We start from the raw sequence: 15,595 nt of genomic DNA, 5'->3' as shown, positions 1-15,595 counted from the left end.
AAATCCCCTGCTATTTGTAGAAAAGCTCCGCCATATCGACCGTGATAAAGCCGCTTCTGCCGGTCTTGTAGAAATCGTTCTCCTCCCAGCCGACGACAAGGCAGTCGCCCGAGATGCAGAAATTCGAGTAGAAATAGTTTTTGGGAAGGCGCGGAAGGCGGAACGCGACCGTCTTTCCGTTGTTGATTACGTTTCTTCCGTCGACGGCCCCGGCAAAATACGTCGTCCCGTCGGCAAAAACGGCGCATATCCATCCGTCAGAGATTATCGCGTTCGCGTTCGTCGACGAGCCGATGGGACCGTGCGAGAAATACCGCGGGGAATCGCCCCCGGGAACGCGGAGCGTCACCGTGAAATCGAAGCTGTCGGGAATCGGGGAAAGCAGCTCCCGAAGGCGGAGCGGCGCGGCGGAAAACGGTGAAGGCGTGTTCGGCGCGCGGTACTGCTCCTCGACGCATTCCTCCGAGGAAATTTTCCCGTCCTGTGTCTGCGCGGAAAGCGCCGCGAAATCGCGTAGGGAATTCCACTTTATGTAGCGGAACGAAACCTTCTCCTTGCCGGTCACGTCGTCGCGGCCGTCGAATTTTATCGACGAAATCCAATCCGTTCCGTCAAAGTACGAGCCGGAAATCTCCTCGTCGCTGCCGATTCCCAAATCGCCGTACGTCACGCACGGATAGAAAAGCTTGTTCTCCGTCGAGATGCGGACGAGGTACGGCCTGTTCGAGCCGATTGAGCCAGGCTCGTCGGAATCGTACTCGTCGGAATCGCTGTTGAAGAGCGAATTCCTCGACAACGTGAAATACGCGTTCCCGCCCGAGAAGATGAGGTTTGACGCGGTGGAGCGCGACAGGAGCTGCCTGTCGTTTATGAGCGTCGGCGTCGCCTTCTTCTCGAAAACGAGCGCGCCGATATGGTTCACGAGGAGGTAGCCGTTTCCGTCGAGCCCCGTGTCCGCGTCTGAAATGCGGACGCTCTCCGTCCAAGGTTTCATCGACTGTATGGCGGAATTCTGCGGGAGCGAGGTCTGCACGAAGCCCCCGTTCACGAACGAATACCAGAAGTGGTCGCCGGAGCGCTGGGGAATCTGCATTATTTCTATGTCGGGGACGGCGGAAGATGATTTCTCCCCGCCGCCGAAACATCCCTCCGAGATGAATGACACCGAAGCCAAAATCGATATAATCAATGCGTTTCTTCTTGACAATTTCATTCTTCAAATTTCGGAAGAAAACCACGACACTTTGAATGAGGAATGTGAATTTCCCCAAAAACCAAGAACAGGAGCAGGATAAATGAAAAGAATCATCTGTGCGGCAGTTGCGCTCGCGCTTGCCTCATGCATCGCGTTCCCGGCATGCGCTGCCGACGAGACAAAAAAAGTGGACGATATCCTCGCAAAAATGCCCGCGCGCGCGAGAAGCGAGATTTCCATAGGCGACAAGGCGGAATTCGTCAAAAAGCTCAATGCGGTGCTCGAATTCGAGAAGGCGGAGGCGGAGGAAAGCGGCGACCTTCCCCTTCTCTACCTGCTCGACAAGAAAAACGGGAAGCTCTCGGAAAAATACGAGCCGAAGAACCTTGTTCCCGTGGACAACCCCACGCTTTACAAAGTGAACAAAAGCGGAATGACAATCCGCCGCGACGTGAAGACGCACCTCGAGGATATGGTCCGCGCATGGGATGCTGACACGGGAAGGGCGCTCTTCCTCGTCAGCTCGGCATACCGCTCGTACAAATACCAGAACTGGCTTTTCAACCACTACGTCGAGACGGACGGTCTTGCGGAGGCTGAGCGGTACAGCGCGCGCCCGGGAACGAGCCAGCACCAGCTCGGCACGGCGATGGACTTCGGTTCCATAACGAACGACTTCGCGGACACGAGGCAGGGAAAATGGATGTACGAGAACGCGTGGAAATTCGGCTGGAGCCTGAGCTTCCCGAAAGGATACGAGAGCGAGACCGGATTCATGTGGGAAAGCTGGCATTTCCGCTATATCGGAATCCAGGCGTGCGAGCTGCAGCGCGAGTACTTCAACGACATCCAGCAGTACATGCTCGAATTCATCGACTTGTGGAAGAAATCGTAACGCATGGGAACACTGTCACAAAAAATCATCGCGGCGGCGGCGGCTTTCCTCGCGCAGGCACTTATCGGATGCGCGAGCGCCGACGCCCCGAAAGACGCTGACGGCGGGGAACGCCTATTCAAATCGCTCGGGTGGGAATCGGAGAAGGACGGAACGGCGATGGTCGGGCAGGAAGTCTTGATAACGGCTTCCGCACCGGGCGGGAAAATCGAGGACGGGGAGCCTGCCGTCATAAAAATCACCGCCGCGCACGACGGGAACGACATCGACATCGACGAAATCGAGGCCAGCGTCACGGGCGGAAAGATTCGCGCGCGCTGGACTGTAAAGGATTCGCCCGAATTCTTCGAGGGCGGCGGATATGTCGTCCCGAAGTATTCCTTCACGGTCGAGGTCGCCGACGGGGAGTCGGAGAAATCGCCGGAGCTCAGCGTATACGGGTTCATCGCCCACCGCCTTGTCGGAAGCGACGGAAAGGCGAAAGCGGGCGAGAAGTTCGTCGTGAAGCGGACCGACGGAAAGACAATCGAAGGAAAGCGCGACAAGAACGGGACGGCGCGGCTCGAATGGCTCCCGCTCGGGAAATACGAGATATCGCGCCTCATCGAAAAAACGGCGGGGCAAATCGAGGCGGAGAAAAAGGCCGCGGAACAGGAATCGGAGGACGAAGGAAAGGACGATGGAAGCAAAAACGGAGAATAGGACGCGCGCGGAGGAACTTCTTGCGGGCATAGCGGAGGAGCATCTTCCGGACGCGATAGCGGCGCTCGAGCGGCTCGCAAAAAAAGGCGCCGAAAAAAACGCCGGAACCGCACGGGCATCGGGCGGGGACGCGATAACGATATACACGGACGGCGGATGCCACGGGAACCCCGGTCCGGGAGGATGGGGAGCTGTCGTCATCGCGGACGGGGACGCGCGGCAGATTTCCGGCGGCGAGGAAAAGACGACGAACAACAGGATGGAGCTGACCGCCGCCATCAGCGCGCTTTCCGCGGTGAGGAACACGGAGCGGTTCGCAGGGCGGAAAATCGACATTTTCACGGACAGCCAATACGTCAAGAACGGGATTTCGTCGTGGATAAACGGCTGGAAGAAAAACGGCTGGCTCACGTCGCAGAAAAAGCCCGTCCTGAACAAGGATTTGTGGCAGCTTCTCGACGAGCTGAATTCCGCCCTCGCCCCGTCGTGGAACTGGGTCAAGGGACACGCCGGCGTCGAGTTCAACGAGATATGCGACGAGCTCTGCCAGAAGGAAATCGCACGGTTCGAATAGCGGAATCCGCTTTACGGATGCGGGACGGCGAAAAAAAACGCTTGCCGATTGCATCTTCCTTTATTAGATTTCCAGTCAAAAGAAAAAACAAACCGCGTCCGCTGAAAAAATCGGACGGCGGATTTTCAGGAGAACAAAAAAATGGCTAAACAGTTGATTTTCAATGAGGAAGCCCGCAAGAAGATGCTTTCGGGCGTTGAGCAGATTGCGCAGGCAGTGAAGGTCACGCTCGGACCGTGCGGACGCCTCGTCATGCTCGACAAGAAATTCGGTGCGCCGACAATCACGAAGGACGGAGTTTCAGTGGCGAAGGAAGTCGAGCTCAAGGACCCGTTCGAGAACATGGGCGCGCAGCTCGTGAAGGAAGTTTCCTCAAAGACGAACGACGTTGCCGGCGACGGAACGACGACCGCGACTGTTCTCGCATACGCCATCGTGCGCGAGGGCCTGAAGGCAGTCTCGGCGGGCATGACACCGATTGAAATCAAGCGCGGAATCGACAAGGCGGTCGCCATCGCCGTCAAGAACATCAAGGAGAACAGCCGCGCGGTGAACGGCTCGCAGGACATCACGCACGTCGCGACGATTTCCGCGAACAACGACCCTGAAATCGGAAAGATTCTCGCGGACGCAATCGAGAAGGTCGGAAAAGACGGCGTAATCACCGTCGAGGAGTCCAAGAACATGGACACGACCGTGAAGACCGTCGAGGGAATGCAGTTCGACCGCGGATACATCAGCTCGTACTTCGTGACCGACCGCGAGCGCATGGAAGTCAACTACAACGACGCGTACATCCTCATCCACGACAAGAAAATCAGCACGATGAAGGATTTGCTCCCGCTTCTTGAGAAAGTCGCGCAGACGGGCAAGCCGCTCGTCATCATCTGCGAGGACATGGACGGAGAGGCGTTGGCGACGCTCGTCCTGAACGCAATCCGCGGAACGCTCAAGTGCGTCGCTGTGAAGGCTCCGGGATTCGGCGACAGGAGAAAGGAAATGCTCCAGGACATCGCAATCCTCACGGGCGGAACGGTCATCACCGAGGAGCTCGGCCTCAAGCTCGAGACGACGGAGCTCGACCAGCTCGGACGCGCGAAGTCGGTCAAAATCGACAAGGACAACACGACTATCGTCGACGGCGCGGGCGAGAAGAGCGCAATTGAGGCGCGCATCGCCGAAATCAAGGCGCAAGTGGAGAAATCGACGAGCGACTACGACAAGGAGAAGCTCAAGGAGCGCCTCGCCAAGCTCGCAGGCGGAGTCGCGGTCATCAACATCGGCGCAATCACCGAGACAGAGATGAAGGAAAAGAAATTCCGCGTCGAGGATACGCTTGCCGCAACGCGCGCCGCGCTTGAGGAAGGAATCGTCCCGGGCGGCGGAATCGCGCTCATCGAGGCGGCGAAGGCGCTCACTGACGAGGAGGCCGCGAAGCTTTCCGAGGACGAGAAGGCGGGATTCCGCATCGTCCGCCGCGCGCTCGAGGAGCCTATCCGCCAGATTGCCGACAACGCGGGCGTTGACGGTGCCGTAATCGCGGACAAGGCGAAGAACGAGAAGAAGGGCGTCGGCTACAACGCGTACACCGGCGAATGGGTCGACATGATGGAAGCGGGCGTCATCGACCCGGCTAAGGTCACGAGAAGCGCATTGCAGAACGCGGCTTCCGTCGCCGGAATGCTCCTGACAACGGAATGCGCAATCACCGACATCCCCGAGCCGCCGGCACCGGCAGCTGCCCCCAACCCGGGAATGGGAATGGACTACTAACAAAAAAAGGCACCGCGCCTTTTGAATGAGGGAGCGCCCCGTCGAAATCAGTCGGCGGGGCGTTTCTTTTTGTCCGCCGTTGTGGTAGTTTTTCGGAACCGTCCGGAAATCCGGAATCGGAAGGAGATTTTTCGATGAATTCAGGCGCAAAAACGATGGAGCTGTTCAATAACATACCAAGGGAATGGAGGGAGGCGATAATCGCGTCATACGACGGGAATTTCGCCGAGGAATTCGGGAGGCTCTGCGATTTCATCGACTCGGAATACGATTCGTTCCCGGATGATATGAGGCCCGTCGAGAAGACGGATGTGTTCAACGCGCTTTCCGTGCCGTTCGGGGACGTGAAGGCGGTGATTTTGGGGCAGGATCCGTATCCGGACGCGGAGAAGGCGCACGGGCTCGCGTTCGACACGGCGGACGGCTCCGTCTCGGCATCGCTGCGGAACGTCTTCTACGAAATCGAACGGGAAAAAAATCCTGATACAGAGCAGAAAGGATTCAAAACGGAACGGACGGGCGACTTGTCGGGATGGACGCGGCAGGGCGTTCTCCTCCTGAACACGATTCTCACTTTCAAAAAGAAAAGCGGCACGACGGGCGTGAACGCGCACGCGGGAATCGGCTGGGAGAAATTCACCGACGCGATAATCAGCGCGCTCGACGGAAGGGAACATCCGCCGGTCTTCCTTTTGTGGGGGAAACCCGCGGAAAAAAAGGCGTCCCTACTGAAGAAAACGCCCGCGGACAGGATTCTCGCGACGTCGCACCCCTCCCCGCTTTCCGCACGGCGAGGGTTCATCGGCAGCGGCATATTCAAAAAGGCGAACGACGCGCTCGGGGACGGAAACGAAATCGAATGGTAAAAAAGCCGCGACAATCAAAAACATCACATGAACAAGAATTAGTATTATTCATCCCGGCGAAAAATCGGGCACGGGCAGCAAAAAAGGCACTTCTTCCGAAGCGCCTTTTTTCCACAATCATCTAAAAATCATCATTTAGCGTCGGCGGTAGAGTTGTTGCTTGACGCGCTTACAGAGGGCTGGGCATTCCTTGTGGCGACGACAGCCATCTCAAGACGGTTGCGCTGAACTGCCGTAACCTTGTAGTCCTTGTTGCCGAGCGGGACGATGCTGTCTTTTGTGACGCCGAAAGTGTATGTCGTTCCCTCGACGAGAACATCCATCTCAAAGCGAGTCTTATCAACATCGATGATTTTCGTGACTGAGCCTGTTTTTCCCGCAACCGCGATGTCATCACCGACATTGACAGTCAATGCAAAAGTCGGAAGCACGAATGCAGCCGAGACAATAAATGCAACAATCTTCTTCATAAAAAACTCCTTAAAAAAGATTTTAACTATTATTGCACGTTTTTCAGACAATGTGTAAGGCTTTTTAAAGAAATGCGCACGCTTGCTCCGAGAAAGCCGAACTCGGAACTCGAAAATGAACAAGCAAACAGCCCTCCCGGGCACGGAAGGTGCGCCTCGCGCACCGGCGCACGCTTGCTCCGACCAAGCCGAACTCGGAACTCGAAAATGAACAAGCAAACAGCCCTCCCCGGGCACGGAAGGTGCGCCTCGCGCACCGGCGCACGCCTCCTCCGACCAAGCCGAACTCGGAACGCGAAATTGCCAAAGCAAACAGCCCTCCCGGGCACGGAAGGTGCGCCTCGCGCACCGGCGCACGCTTGCTCCGACAAAGCCGAACTCGGAATGCGAAAATGAACAAGCAAGCGCAAGCGCGTTGAACGACGGGCTTTTTTGAAGTAGAGTATCGGCATTATGAAAGAACTCGAATTGAAATACGGATGCAATCCGAACCAGAAGCCCGCGAGGGTTTTCGTTGACGACGGCGATCTTCCCATAACAGTCCTGAACGGGCGGCCGGGATACATCAACCTCCTCGACGCGCTCAACGGATGGCAGCTTGTGAAGGAGCTCAAGGAGGCGACGGGGCTTCCTGCGGCGACGAGCTTCAAGCACGTCTCCCCGGCGGGCGCTGCCGTCGGAACACCGCTTTCGGACACGCTCAGGAAAATCTACTTCACCGACGGCGTTGAGCTGACTCCGCTCGCCTCCGCATATGCGCGCGCGCGCGGGGCTGACCGGATGTCCTCTTTCGGCGACTTCATCTCGCTCTCCGACGAATGCGACGAGGCGACGGCTCTTCTCATCAAAAAGGAGGTCTCGGACGGAATCATCGCCCCGGGATATTCCGAGAAGGCGCTGGAAATCCTCAAGGCGAAGAAGAACGGGAACTACTGCATCGTGCAGATTGACCCGAGCTACGTCCCGCCGGCAACGGAAGTCAAGCAGGTCTTCGGGGTGAAATTCGAGCAGGGGCACAACTTCCTCAAAATCGACGAATCGTGCCTCACAAACATCGTCACGAAAAACAAGAGCCTTTCCGAGGACGACAAACGGAACCTCGTCATCGCGCTCATAACGCTCAAATACACGCAGTCGAACTCCGTCTGCTACGTCAAGGACGGGCAGGCAATCGGAATCGGCGCGGGACAGCAGAGCCGCGTCCACTGCACGCGCCTTGCAGGCCAGAAGGCGGACAACTGGTGGCTCAGGCAGTCGCCCAAAGTTCTCTCGCTCGAATTCGTCGACGGAATCAGGCGCGCCGACCGCGACAACGCAATTGACGTCTACATCGGCGAAGAGTACGAGGACGTCCTCGCGGAAGGAAAATGGCAGGCGATTTTCAAGACGAAGCCGTCCGTCTTCACCCGCGAGGAAAAGAAGGAATGGCTTTCAAAGAACACGGGCGTCGCTGTCGGCTCCGACGCGTTCTTCCCGTTCGGCGACAACATCGAGCGCGCGCGGAAGTCGGGCGTCACGGTCGTGGCCCAGCCGGGCGGAAGCGTGCGCGACGACCAGGTAATCGAGACGGCTGACAAGTACAACATGGTGATGTGCTTCAACGGAATAAGGCTTTTCCACCACTAATTCCATATCCGAAAAAAAAGAAGGGGCTTGAAGCGGAACAACTTCAAAGCCCCTTTTTCGTCACACGCGCAATCACAGCGGCCGGTCAGTTCCGGCACGGACAATGTCATCGCCGCTCTCGGCGTAGTACAGTAAAATTCTTCCTACGCCTTCCTTCGCCTTGTCGGGCGTGTATATCGTCGTGAAACTGATTAAGAGGATGCGCTCGCCAATTGTCACGCGCACGTTTTCGCTAACCTTGTAGAATTCACCGTCGGAAAATCCGTAGGTGCCGCCCGTGTCCCCGACGGAATAATCGTCATTCCCTATTCCGTTCGGAAATTCCGAAACAAGCGCGTGAATTTCTTCTTCCAAATTCCCGTTCAAGTCCCGCTCGTTCTGGGAGAACAGCTGTAAAAGCCCGGAATCGTCTTTATCGTTTATGAAACCGATTACCTTTTCCGAGATTTCCCTGCCGCGCCCGTCCGCGCCGTCCGTCATCTTCGAATACTCGCTCTCAAAAAAATCCGAGCAGCCGAAAAACGAGAACGCGGAAACGAACGCCACCAAAAAACCAAAAAAAATTCTGACTCCTTTCATGGGAAAATTATAAAGAACGGAGCGCTCCGTGACAAATCGTTTCCGCCGCCGACAAAAGAAAACGGAATATGATAGAATGGGCAGATGAAATACACGCACCTATTATTCGACCTTGACGGAACGCTCACGAAATCGGGGCCGGGAATAACGAACTGCGCGAGGTACGCGCTCGAAAAATTCGGGATTGACGAGCCGGACACCGCAAAGCTCGAAAGGTTCATCGGGCCGCCGCTCGTCGATTCTTTCATGAATTTCTACGGTTTCTCGGAAGAGGACGCCAGGAAGGCGATGGCGATATACCGCGAGCGATTCGGGACAATCGGGATTTTCGAGAACGACGTCTACGACGGAATCCGCGAGACGCTCGAAAAGCTCCGCGCGCAGGGAAGAAAACTCTACGTCGCAACGAGCAAGCCCGAAATCTACGTTCCGAAAATCCTCAAGAAATTCGATTTGGAGAAATACTTCGAGGCGGCAGTAGGAAGCGACATAGAGGAAACGAGAAGCCCGAAATGGCGCGTAATCGAATACACGATCGCGCAGAACGGGCTTTCCGCCGCACGCGACGAGGGAAAAATCGTCATGATTGGCGACAGGATGCACGACATCGACGGGGCGAAGAAAAACGGAATCGACTCAATCGGATGCCTTTGGGGCTACGGTTCGCGGGAGGAGCTTGAATCGCACGGTGCCACGTCGATAATCGCGCGCCCCGAGGAACTGCTCGGATTTTAGGACGGAACGAACGCGCGGAAGCGCAAGGAGTTTTTTTATGGAAGAGAACAATCAGGGACAGAAAAGAATCGCCCTTCTCATAGACGCAGAGAACACGCAGTACGACAAGCTCGAACTCGTTCTCCAGGAAATCTCGGCATACGGATACATCATCACGAAAAGGGCTTACGGCGACTGGACGGCAAACGCGCTCAAGCATTGGCCCGAAGTCCTCAACAGGAACGCAATCCAGCCGATTCAGCAGTTCTCGTACACGAAGGGAAAGAATTCGAGCGACAGCGCGCTCATCATCGACGCGATGGACTTGCTCTACACGCGGAAATACGACACGTTTGTCGTCGTGTCGAGCGACTCCGACTTCACCAGGCTCGTGACGAGGCTGCGCGAGGACGAGATGTTCGTAATCGGCGTCGGAAAAATCACGACGCCGGAATCGTTCGTCAAGGCATGCAACGATTTCCTCTACCTCGAGACGCTCGAAAGCGAGGACGATGCCGCCGATTTCCACGAGGAGCAGAACGCCGGGCAGAACACGAGGAAGAAGGACAAAACGGACAGGTTCAACGCGGACAAGGCGAAAATTATCGGAAAGCTCAAAAAGGCTGCCGAAAAATACGGCGACGACGAGGGATGGACGGAAGTCAGCAAGGCAGGCTCGCTGATAAAGCGCCAGGTCTCATCTTTCGACACGCGGAACTACGGATTCTCGACGCTCGTGAAGCTGATTGAGGCGCTCGGAAAGAATTTCGAGGTCGCGCGGACCCCGACGGAGAACGGAAAGTCGCTGATGATAGAATACCGCGTCATCCAGAAGAACTAGCGCAGTGCCGGGCAAACAGCCGCCATACGTTCCGGCGGGCGGGCACGTTTTCCGCTTCCGCCGGAACATTTCCCAAAAAGCGGCATTTCAGACGGAATCGCCGGCGGATTTTTCCGTTTTCACGACGTTCGGTATGTCGTCGCGGCTTTCTTTCAGGAAAAGGTATTTGTAAGGATGGATGTCGAGCGCGTTGACGAACCATCCGCCGACGCGCGCGGGATTCAGGGCGTGGAGCGAAATCGAATGGCTCACGGGCATCACCACGCCGTCGTCAAGAAGGACGCCTTCCGCCGCGGCAAGGAGCTTGTAATGCTCGAAGGAGCCGTTCTCGCGCGACGCCTCGTCAAGAAGCTGCGTGTAGCGCTCGTTGCTCCACTTCGTCTGGTTGAGCGTGGAGCCCTCGCGGAAAAGCTCAAGAAACGCGAGCGGGTCCGCAAAATCCCCAATCCACGAATACACGAAAATATCGGCGTTCCAGCCGGGAATCGACTCAATGTAGCGGTAATCCGACGCGACCTGAACGTCCACATCGACGCCTAGCGGTTTCCACGCCTCGGAAAGAAGCTCGGCGAATTTCTTCTGCCGCTCCGAAAGCGCCGAAATCCCGAACGAAATTTTGAGCTTCTCGTTCTCCGGAATTCCCGCACTCTTCCTCGCCTCCCTCATCATGTCCGCGGCATCCTCCGCAGAGGTGTCGGTCAGCCCCTCGACCTGCGGATACCCCGAAAGCGGATAGACGAGCGTCGTAGCCTGGACAAGCGAGCTGCGGCGCAGCTCCGCCCACGGGACAGCCTGTATGAGCGCGTTCCTGAAATCGGCGCGGTTCCACGGCTCGTTACGGCAGCTGAAGAACAGGTATTCCGTCCCGAAAATCGCGGAAAGTCGTATCGCGTTCTTGTTGAGGATTACGCCGGCATCGAACGTCGAGCTTATCCAGTCGGCGTCCCCCACGTTGAACGCGAACGAATTCTCCCGAAGCTCGTCGGAAGTCGTTATGCGTATCGCGGGAAGGTGGACGTTCGCGGCGTCCCAGTAGTTGTGGTTCTTTTCGAGGAGAATCGAATTGTCCGTGCGCTCCTTTATCACGAACGCCCCGGAAAAAACGTTGTCCGCGGACGTCTTCACGGAAAACGCGTGGTGGCAGATTATCCTCGTGAAATGCGCGGTCGGCGAGACGAGGTTCACGACGAGAGTCCTGTCGTCGCGCGCCGTTATCCCAACATCGCGCTCCGTCGCGCGCCCGTTCCTGAATTCCTTCGCGCCGCGCACGCAATCGAGAAGCGACGAATACGGGGCGTCGGGCGTGGAAAGCAGCATAAGCCATGAATTCCGCACGCTGAACGCGTTTATCGGGCTTCCGTCGCTGAAGCGCGCGTTCTCCCGAATCGTGAACGTGAGCCGCTTTTTGTCGCGCGAGACCTTGCATTCCGTCGCCAGCGCGGGAACAGGCTCCAGCGTCTTCGGCTGGTATGAATAAAGCCCCTCGTACAAGGCGTCGAGAACCTGCGCCTCGCTCGAATACGTCGCCGCATGGGGATTCAGGTTGAACCGCTGAGACGACATCACAATCCGAAATTCGCGCTGCATCCCGTCGTCAACGGAAGGCTCCCCCGCATCAGCCATTTCGGCAAGGGCATCCTCAAGGCTCCCGTCAGGCCCAAGCTCCTGCGCGGAAAGCGGAAAAAAAGCGAAGGCGACAAAGGCCGCCGAAATTACCTTTTTGAAGAATGGATTCATTCTTCTAATGTACCTTTTCTTCGCGAAAAAATAAACGGAAACAATCGCCGCCACGCGCAGGCAGCCCGCGCACAAAAAAAGCCGCCCCGATTCATGGACGGCTTTTCGCAATGCCCGCGATGAAGGCTGCTCAGGAGATGCCGAGCTTCTTCATCTGCTCAGCCTCCTCGATGTAGCTCGAGTACTCGGCGCGGTAGGTGTTCGCCTTTATGACGATGTTCTTGAACGACGTGATGTCGATTTTCAGCCCCTTGACTTTCGACTTGTTCGCCGGAGAAGCCGCCGCCTTGAAGAATTCGTCGAGCGAGTTGAGGAGGACAATCATCTTGTTGCAGTCAGTTATGAGCCCGGAAATCAAGTCGAAAATCCCGCTCTCGTTCATCGCGATTATCTTGTTGTAGCCGACCGACTTCTTCGCGTTGAATACCGCGAACCGCTTCGTCTTCAGCTCGATGTCGGCGACGAACTGGTTGTAGTTCAGCTTTTCCTGTCGCTTTGCCCCGGTTCCCGCCTCGACAATCATGATGGAATAGTAGAGCGGCTTCTCCTCAAGGTTGAACGCCTGGATGAAAAGGCGCTTTATCTTGTCCATTATGGAATTGTGCTCGCTTTCGAGTAGGTCGTGGTTCGACTTCACCTTCTCGATTATCTGCGTGAGGACGGGCGGAAGCGAGCCGAGCATGTGGGCGGATTCCATAAGCATCGCCTTCGTGTCGACCTTCGTTTCCTGCACGACGGCCTTCTTCACGGAGATGCCCATCTTGTCCATGACCTTCTTCTGCAGCTCCTCCTTGTTCGGAGCCTGGTCTTCCTGCACAATCTCGTCGATGAGCTCGCTGTAGAACGGAACTTTTCCCATCGCCGCGGTGAAATTCTTCTTTATGAGCGCCATCTCGTCGGAGGGCGAGCTGAACGCCTTGCCGAGGTCGAACCCCGGATGCCCGAAAACGTTCTTCCGTATCTGTCCCTTGTAGTACTCGCGCTGGAATTCCGCGAATTCCTTGAGGACGGAATTTATGTCGGACATCGCGCGCGACGCTTTCTGCAGGCTGTCGTTTATCATGCTCGAAGTGAGCGCGTCCGACTTCTGCCTCCCGTCGGCGACGATGTTCGCAAGCACGCGCGTGTTCGTCTTGTTGCTGTTTATCGAGAAATTCGCCCAGAGGAACGAGTTGTTCAGCTCGACGAGCTTCTTTATGTTCTGCATCGTCAGGTGCGCCGTCGAGAATTTGTAGTAGTTGCACAAAAAGTCGAGCATACTCTCGTAGTCGGAGAAGCGCTGCCCTATTATGACGGATTTCTCGTTCTCGACGAACTGCGTCGACTCCGGCGGCGTTATGTCGGAAATCTTCTTGTCGAGCTTGTACGGGTCCGGCGTTATCAAAGATTTTTTCACGAGGAAATCAAACAGATTTTTCACGCAGGTATGGAGAAGCCTGTAGTTGTCCAAAAGTTTTGGAAGAGTCTCCGTATCGTACCATTTTGTCTTCGCGTCCAACGCAGGAAGGAGCGCATTTGTAAAATTGCTGTTGTTTTCCATATTTTATAGTATCGGTCCTTGGCAAATGATAGTTGAGAATTGAGAGTTTTTCTACAAAAGAATAGAATGAATCCCATTATTTTCCGAACATTCCAGCGTTTGCGGGGATGCGACGATTTCATTTCAATTTATTGGAGAAAAAAATGGCAGAGAATGAACAGCTTCAGATGATTCGCCACTCATGCGCTCACGTAATGGCGGAGGCAATCATGCACCTCTTCCCCGGCACGAAATTTGCAATCGGCCCGGCAATCGACAACGGCTTCTACTACGACTTCGATTTCACCGGCACCAAACCGACAGAAGACGACTTCACCGCCATTGAGAAGGAGATGAGGAAAATCCTCGCCGGAAACCACGAATTCGTCCGCAAGGAAGTGACGAAGGACGAGGCTCTCAAGCAGTTCGCCGACCAGCCCTACAAAGTCGAGCTGATAAACGACCTTCCCGACGGCGAGACGATAACGACATACACGCAGGACGACTTCACCGACCTCTGCCGCGGTCCGCACGTCGCGACGACGAAGGAAATCAACGCGCAGGCGTTCAAAATCGCGAAGATGGCGGGCGCATACTGGCGCGGCGACGTGAAAAGGCCGCAGCTCGTCAGAATCTACGCGTACTGCTTCGCCAAGCCGAACGACCTCAAGGACTACCTCAAGATGCTCGAGGAGGCGGAGAAGCGCGACCACAGGAAGCTCGGCGTGCAGATGGACCTCTTCCACATCGACCCCGAAGACCCGGGCCAGATTTTCTGGCACCCGAACGGATGGGCGATGTACACGACAATCCAGGACTACATGAGGCGCAGAATCCTTGAGGACGGATACAAGGAAGTCAACACGCCCGCAATCATGCCGCGCACGCTCTGGGAACGCTCGGGACACTGGGGACACTACCAGAAGAACATGTTCATCACGGAAAGCGAGAACCGCGTCTTCGCGATAAAGCCGATGAACTGCCCCGGCGCGCTCGAAATCTTCAAGTCGCGCTCACGCTCATACAAGGATTTGCCGATGCGCCTTGCGGAATTCGGCCACGACGTGAGGAACGAGCCGAGCGGAACGCTCCACGGAATAATGCGCGTCCGCGGGTTCGTGCAGGACGACGCGCACATAATCTGCACGGAGGAGCAGGTTTCGGCGGAGGTCGCCAAATTCTGCAAGCTTCTGAAGCGCGTCTACCACGACTTCGGGTTCGACGATTTGGTCGTCAAATTCTCGACGATGCCGGAAGACCACGTCGGAGACCTTGCGACATGGGAGCGGGCGGAGAAAGCTCTGGCGGACGCGTGCCACGAGGCAGGCCTGAACTACGAGATTCAGCCGGGCGAGGGCGCGTTCTACGGCCCCAAGCTCGAATTCAAGCTCTACGACACGCTCGGCCGCGAATGGCAGTGCGGAACGATTCAGGCGGACTTCCAGCTTCCGAGCGCGGAACGGCTTGACGCGACGTACATCGGCGCGGACAACAAGAAGCACCACCCGGTCATGCTCCACCGCGCTGTCCTCGGCTCAATCGAGCGCTTCCTCGGAATCCTCATCGAGAACTTCGCGGGCGCGATGCCGCCGTGGGTCCACTTCGAGCAGGCGGCAATCGTCCCCATCGGCGAGAACTTCAACGAGTACGCCGAGAAGGTCGCCGCGGAGCTCCGCGCTTCCGGATTCCGCGCCGAGGCATACACGAACGGCGACAACATGAAGAGCAACATCAAGTTCATCACGAGCGAGCACAAGACGCCGTACATCCTCGTCGTCGGAGCGAAGGAAGCCGAGACGAACAGCGTCGCGGTCCGCTTCCGCGCCGATTCCGGCCTCCCGCAGAAAACGATGTCCCTCGACGAGTTCAAGGCGTACCTGAAGGACAACGTAGAGAACCACAAAGTGACTCTGTAACCCCCTGAAGAAAAAAAAAAGCGGCTTCCCCCAACGGTGAAACCGCTTTTTTTGTCCATCCCCGCCACCCGAGCAGGAGCCACATAACACAAAGATTAACGAGCGTTATCAATGCGAGCACGCGCTCCCCCAAAAAAGGGCGCAACTCGTTGCGCATCCGCTCGCTCCGTAACACAAAGATTAACGAG

General features: G+C 56.5%; 14 protein-coding genes. 9 read left to right on the top strand and 5 right to left on the bottom strand.

All coding sequences use genetic code 11. The features are described from left to right. Positions 1 to 10: 10 nt before the first annotated feature. On the bottom strand, positions 11 to 1,213 hold the full coding sequence (locus TRESADRAFT_RS10855) for a DUF8086 family protein (protein ID WP_141607347.1): 1,203 nt from the start codon (positions 1,211 to 1,213) through the stop codon (positions 11 to 13). A gap of 82 nt (positions 1,214 to 1,295) precedes the next feature. On the opposite strand from TRESADRAFT_RS10855, the gene TRESADRAFT_RS10850 reads away from it, so the two are divergent. The 5 genes from TRESADRAFT_RS10850 (at position 1,296) to TRESADRAFT_RS10830 (ending at position 6,005) form a co-directional block, all read left to right on the top strand. Continuing rightward, entirely contained in the window at positions 1,296 to 2,090 is a 795-nt protein-coding gene (locus TRESADRAFT_RS10850) for a M15 family metallopeptidase (protein WP_002705668.1), read from the top strand. 3 nt (positions 2,091 to 2,093) lie between these two features. After that, complete coding sequence (locus tag TRESADRAFT_RS10845; protein WP_002705666.1) at positions 2,094 to 2,792, top strand: hypothetical protein; 699 nt, start codon at positions 2,094 to 2,096, stop codon at positions 2,790 to 2,792. After that, positions 2,770 to 3,366 (top strand): ribonuclease HI, encoded by a 597-nt coding sequence (gene rnhA, locus TRESADRAFT_RS10840; protein ID WP_002705662.1) that lies wholly within the window; start codon positions 2,770 to 2,772, stop codon positions 3,364 to 3,366. The genes TRESADRAFT_RS10845 and rnhA overlap by 23 nt, the downstream gene beginning before the upstream one ends. A 141-nt stretch (positions 3,367 to 3,507) precedes the next feature. Then, positions 3,508 to 5,139, top strand: a complete 1,632-nt coding sequence (gene groL / locus TRESADRAFT_RS10835) for a chaperonin GroEL (RefSeq protein ID WP_002705661.1) — start codon at positions 3,508 to 3,510, stop codon at positions 5,137 to 5,139. Between the two features lie 134 nt (positions 5,140 to 5,273). Beyond that, entirely contained in the window at positions 5,274 to 6,005 is a 732-nt protein-coding gene (locus TRESADRAFT_RS10830; RefSeq protein WP_002705660.1) for a uracil-DNA glycosylase, read from the top strand. A 131-nt stretch (positions 6,006 to 6,136) separates the two neighbouring features. Here TRESADRAFT_RS10830 and TRESADRAFT_RS10825 read toward each other — a convergent pair whose 3' ends face one another. After that, the gene (locus TRESADRAFT_RS10825; RefSeq protein ID WP_002705659.1) at positions 6,137 to 6,475 is read right to left on the bottom strand and encodes a hypothetical protein; all 339 of its coding nucleotides are present in this window, start codon (positions 6,473 to 6,475) and stop codon (positions 6,137 to 6,139) included. Between the two features lie 453 nt (positions 6,476 to 6,928). Between TRESADRAFT_RS10825 and TRESADRAFT_RS10820 the strand changes: the two genes are divergently transcribed. Further along, entirely contained in the window at positions 6,929 to 8,101 is a 1,173-nt protein-coding gene (locus TRESADRAFT_RS10820) for a phosphoribosylaminoimidazolecarboxamide formyltransferase (protein WP_002705658.1), read from the top strand. A 72-nt stretch (positions 8,102 to 8,173) separates the two neighbouring features. On the opposite strand, the gene TRESADRAFT_RS10815 is transcribed toward TRESADRAFT_RS10820, so the two are convergent. After that, on the bottom strand, positions 8,174 to 8,680 hold the full coding sequence (locus tag TRESADRAFT_RS10815) for a hypothetical protein (RefSeq protein ID WP_002705657.1): 507 nt from the start codon (positions 8,678 to 8,680) through the stop codon (positions 8,174 to 8,176). An 84-nt stretch (positions 8,681 to 8,764) separates the two neighbouring features. On the opposite strand from TRESADRAFT_RS10815, the gene TRESADRAFT_RS10810 reads away from it, so the two are divergent. After that, positions 8,765 to 9,415, top strand: coding sequence for an HAD family hydrolase (locus TRESADRAFT_RS10810; protein ID WP_002705656.1), 651 nt, complete (start codon positions 8,765 to 8,767; stop codon positions 9,413 to 9,415). A gap of 37 nt (positions 9,416 to 9,452) precedes the next feature. Then, a complete protein-coding gene (locus tag TRESADRAFT_RS10805; protein WP_002705655.1) occupies positions 9,453 to 10,235 on the top strand; it encodes an NYN domain-containing protein in 783 nt (260 codons plus the stop codon). 87 nt (positions 10,236 to 10,322) lie between these two features. Here TRESADRAFT_RS10805 and TRESADRAFT_RS10800 read toward each other — a convergent pair whose 3' ends face one another. Then, the gene (locus TRESADRAFT_RS10800; protein ID WP_141607345.1) at positions 10,323 to 11,972 is read right to left on the bottom strand and encodes a peptide ABC transporter substrate-binding protein; all 1,650 of its coding nucleotides are present in this window, start codon (positions 11,970 to 11,972) and stop codon (positions 10,323 to 10,325) included. Between the two features lie 130 nt (positions 11,973 to 12,102). Further along, complete coding sequence (locus TRESADRAFT_RS10795) at positions 12,103 to 13,512, bottom strand: TP0584 family protein (RefSeq protein WP_002705653.1); 1,410 nt, start codon at positions 13,510 to 13,512, stop codon at positions 12,103 to 12,105. 143 nt (positions 13,513 to 13,655) lie between these two features. Between TRESADRAFT_RS10795 and thrS the strand changes: the two genes are divergently transcribed. After that, entirely contained in the window at positions 13,656 to 15,407 is a 1,752-nt protein-coding gene (gene thrS, locus TRESADRAFT_RS10790; protein WP_002705652.1) for a threonine--tRNA ligase, read from the top strand. Positions 15,408 to 15,595: the final 188 nt, after the last annotated feature.

The sequence above is a fragment of the Treponema saccharophilum DSM 2985 genome, assembly GCF_000255555.1.
GTDB lineage: Bacteria > Spirochaetota > Spirochaetia > Treponematales > Treponemataceae > Treponema_D > Treponema_D saccharophilum.
Note: the sequence above shows the minus strand (reverse complement) of the source record. Positions and strands in the feature narration are given on the sequence as shown.

Excerpts from the sequence above, each read along its gene's own strand:
- TRESADRAFT_RS10855 (WP_141607347.1), bottom strand. The coding sequence starts at position 1,213 with ATGAAATTGTCAAGAAGAAACGCATTGATTATATCGATTTTGGCTTCG.
- TRESADRAFT_RS10850 (WP_002705668.1), top strand. The coding sequence starts at position 1,296 with ATGAAAAGAATCATCTGTGCGGCAGTTGCGCTCGCGCTTGCCTCATGC.
- TRESADRAFT_RS10845 (WP_002705666.1), top strand. The coding sequence starts at position 2,094 with ATGGGAACACTGTCACAAAAAATCATCGCGGCGGCGGCGGCTTTCCTC.
- rnhA (WP_002705662.1), top strand. The coding sequence starts at position 2,770 with ATGGAAGCAAAAACGGAGAATAGGACGCGCGCGGAGGAACTTCTTGCG.
- groL (WP_002705661.1), top strand. The coding sequence starts at position 3,508 with ATGGCTAAACAGTTGATTTTCAATGAGGAAGCCCGCAAGAAGATGCTT.
- TRESADRAFT_RS10830 (WP_002705660.1), top strand. The coding sequence starts at position 5,274 with ATGAATTCAGGCGCAAAAACGATGGAGCTGTTCAATAACATACCAAGG.
- TRESADRAFT_RS10825 (WP_002705659.1), bottom strand. The coding sequence starts at position 6,475 with ATGAAGAAGATTGTTGCATTTATTGTCTCGGCTGCATTCGTGCTTCCG.
- TRESADRAFT_RS10820 (WP_002705658.1), top strand. The coding sequence starts at position 6,929 with ATGAAAGAACTCGAATTGAAATACGGATGCAATCCGAACCAGAAGCCC.
- TRESADRAFT_RS10815 (WP_002705657.1), bottom strand. The coding sequence starts at position 8,680 with ATGAAAGGAGTCAGAATTTTTTTTGGTTTTTTGGTGGCGTTCGTTTCC.
- TRESADRAFT_RS10810 (WP_002705656.1), top strand. The coding sequence starts at position 8,765 with ATGAAATACACGCACCTATTATTCGACCTTGACGGAACGCTCACGAAA.
- TRESADRAFT_RS10805 (WP_002705655.1), top strand. The coding sequence starts at position 9,453 with ATGGAAGAGAACAATCAGGGACAGAAAAGAATCGCCCTTCTCATAGAC.
- TRESADRAFT_RS10800 (WP_141607345.1), bottom strand. The coding sequence starts at position 11,972 with ATGAATCCATTCTTCAAAAAGGTAATTTCGGCGGCCTTTGTCGCCTTC.
- TRESADRAFT_RS10795 (WP_002705653.1), bottom strand. The coding sequence starts at position 13,512 with ATGGAAAACAACAGCAATTTTACAAATGCGCTCCTTCCTGCGTTGGAC.
- thrS (WP_002705652.1), top strand. The coding sequence starts at position 13,656 with ATGGCAGAGAATGAACAGCTTCAGATGATTCGCCACTCATGCGCTCAC.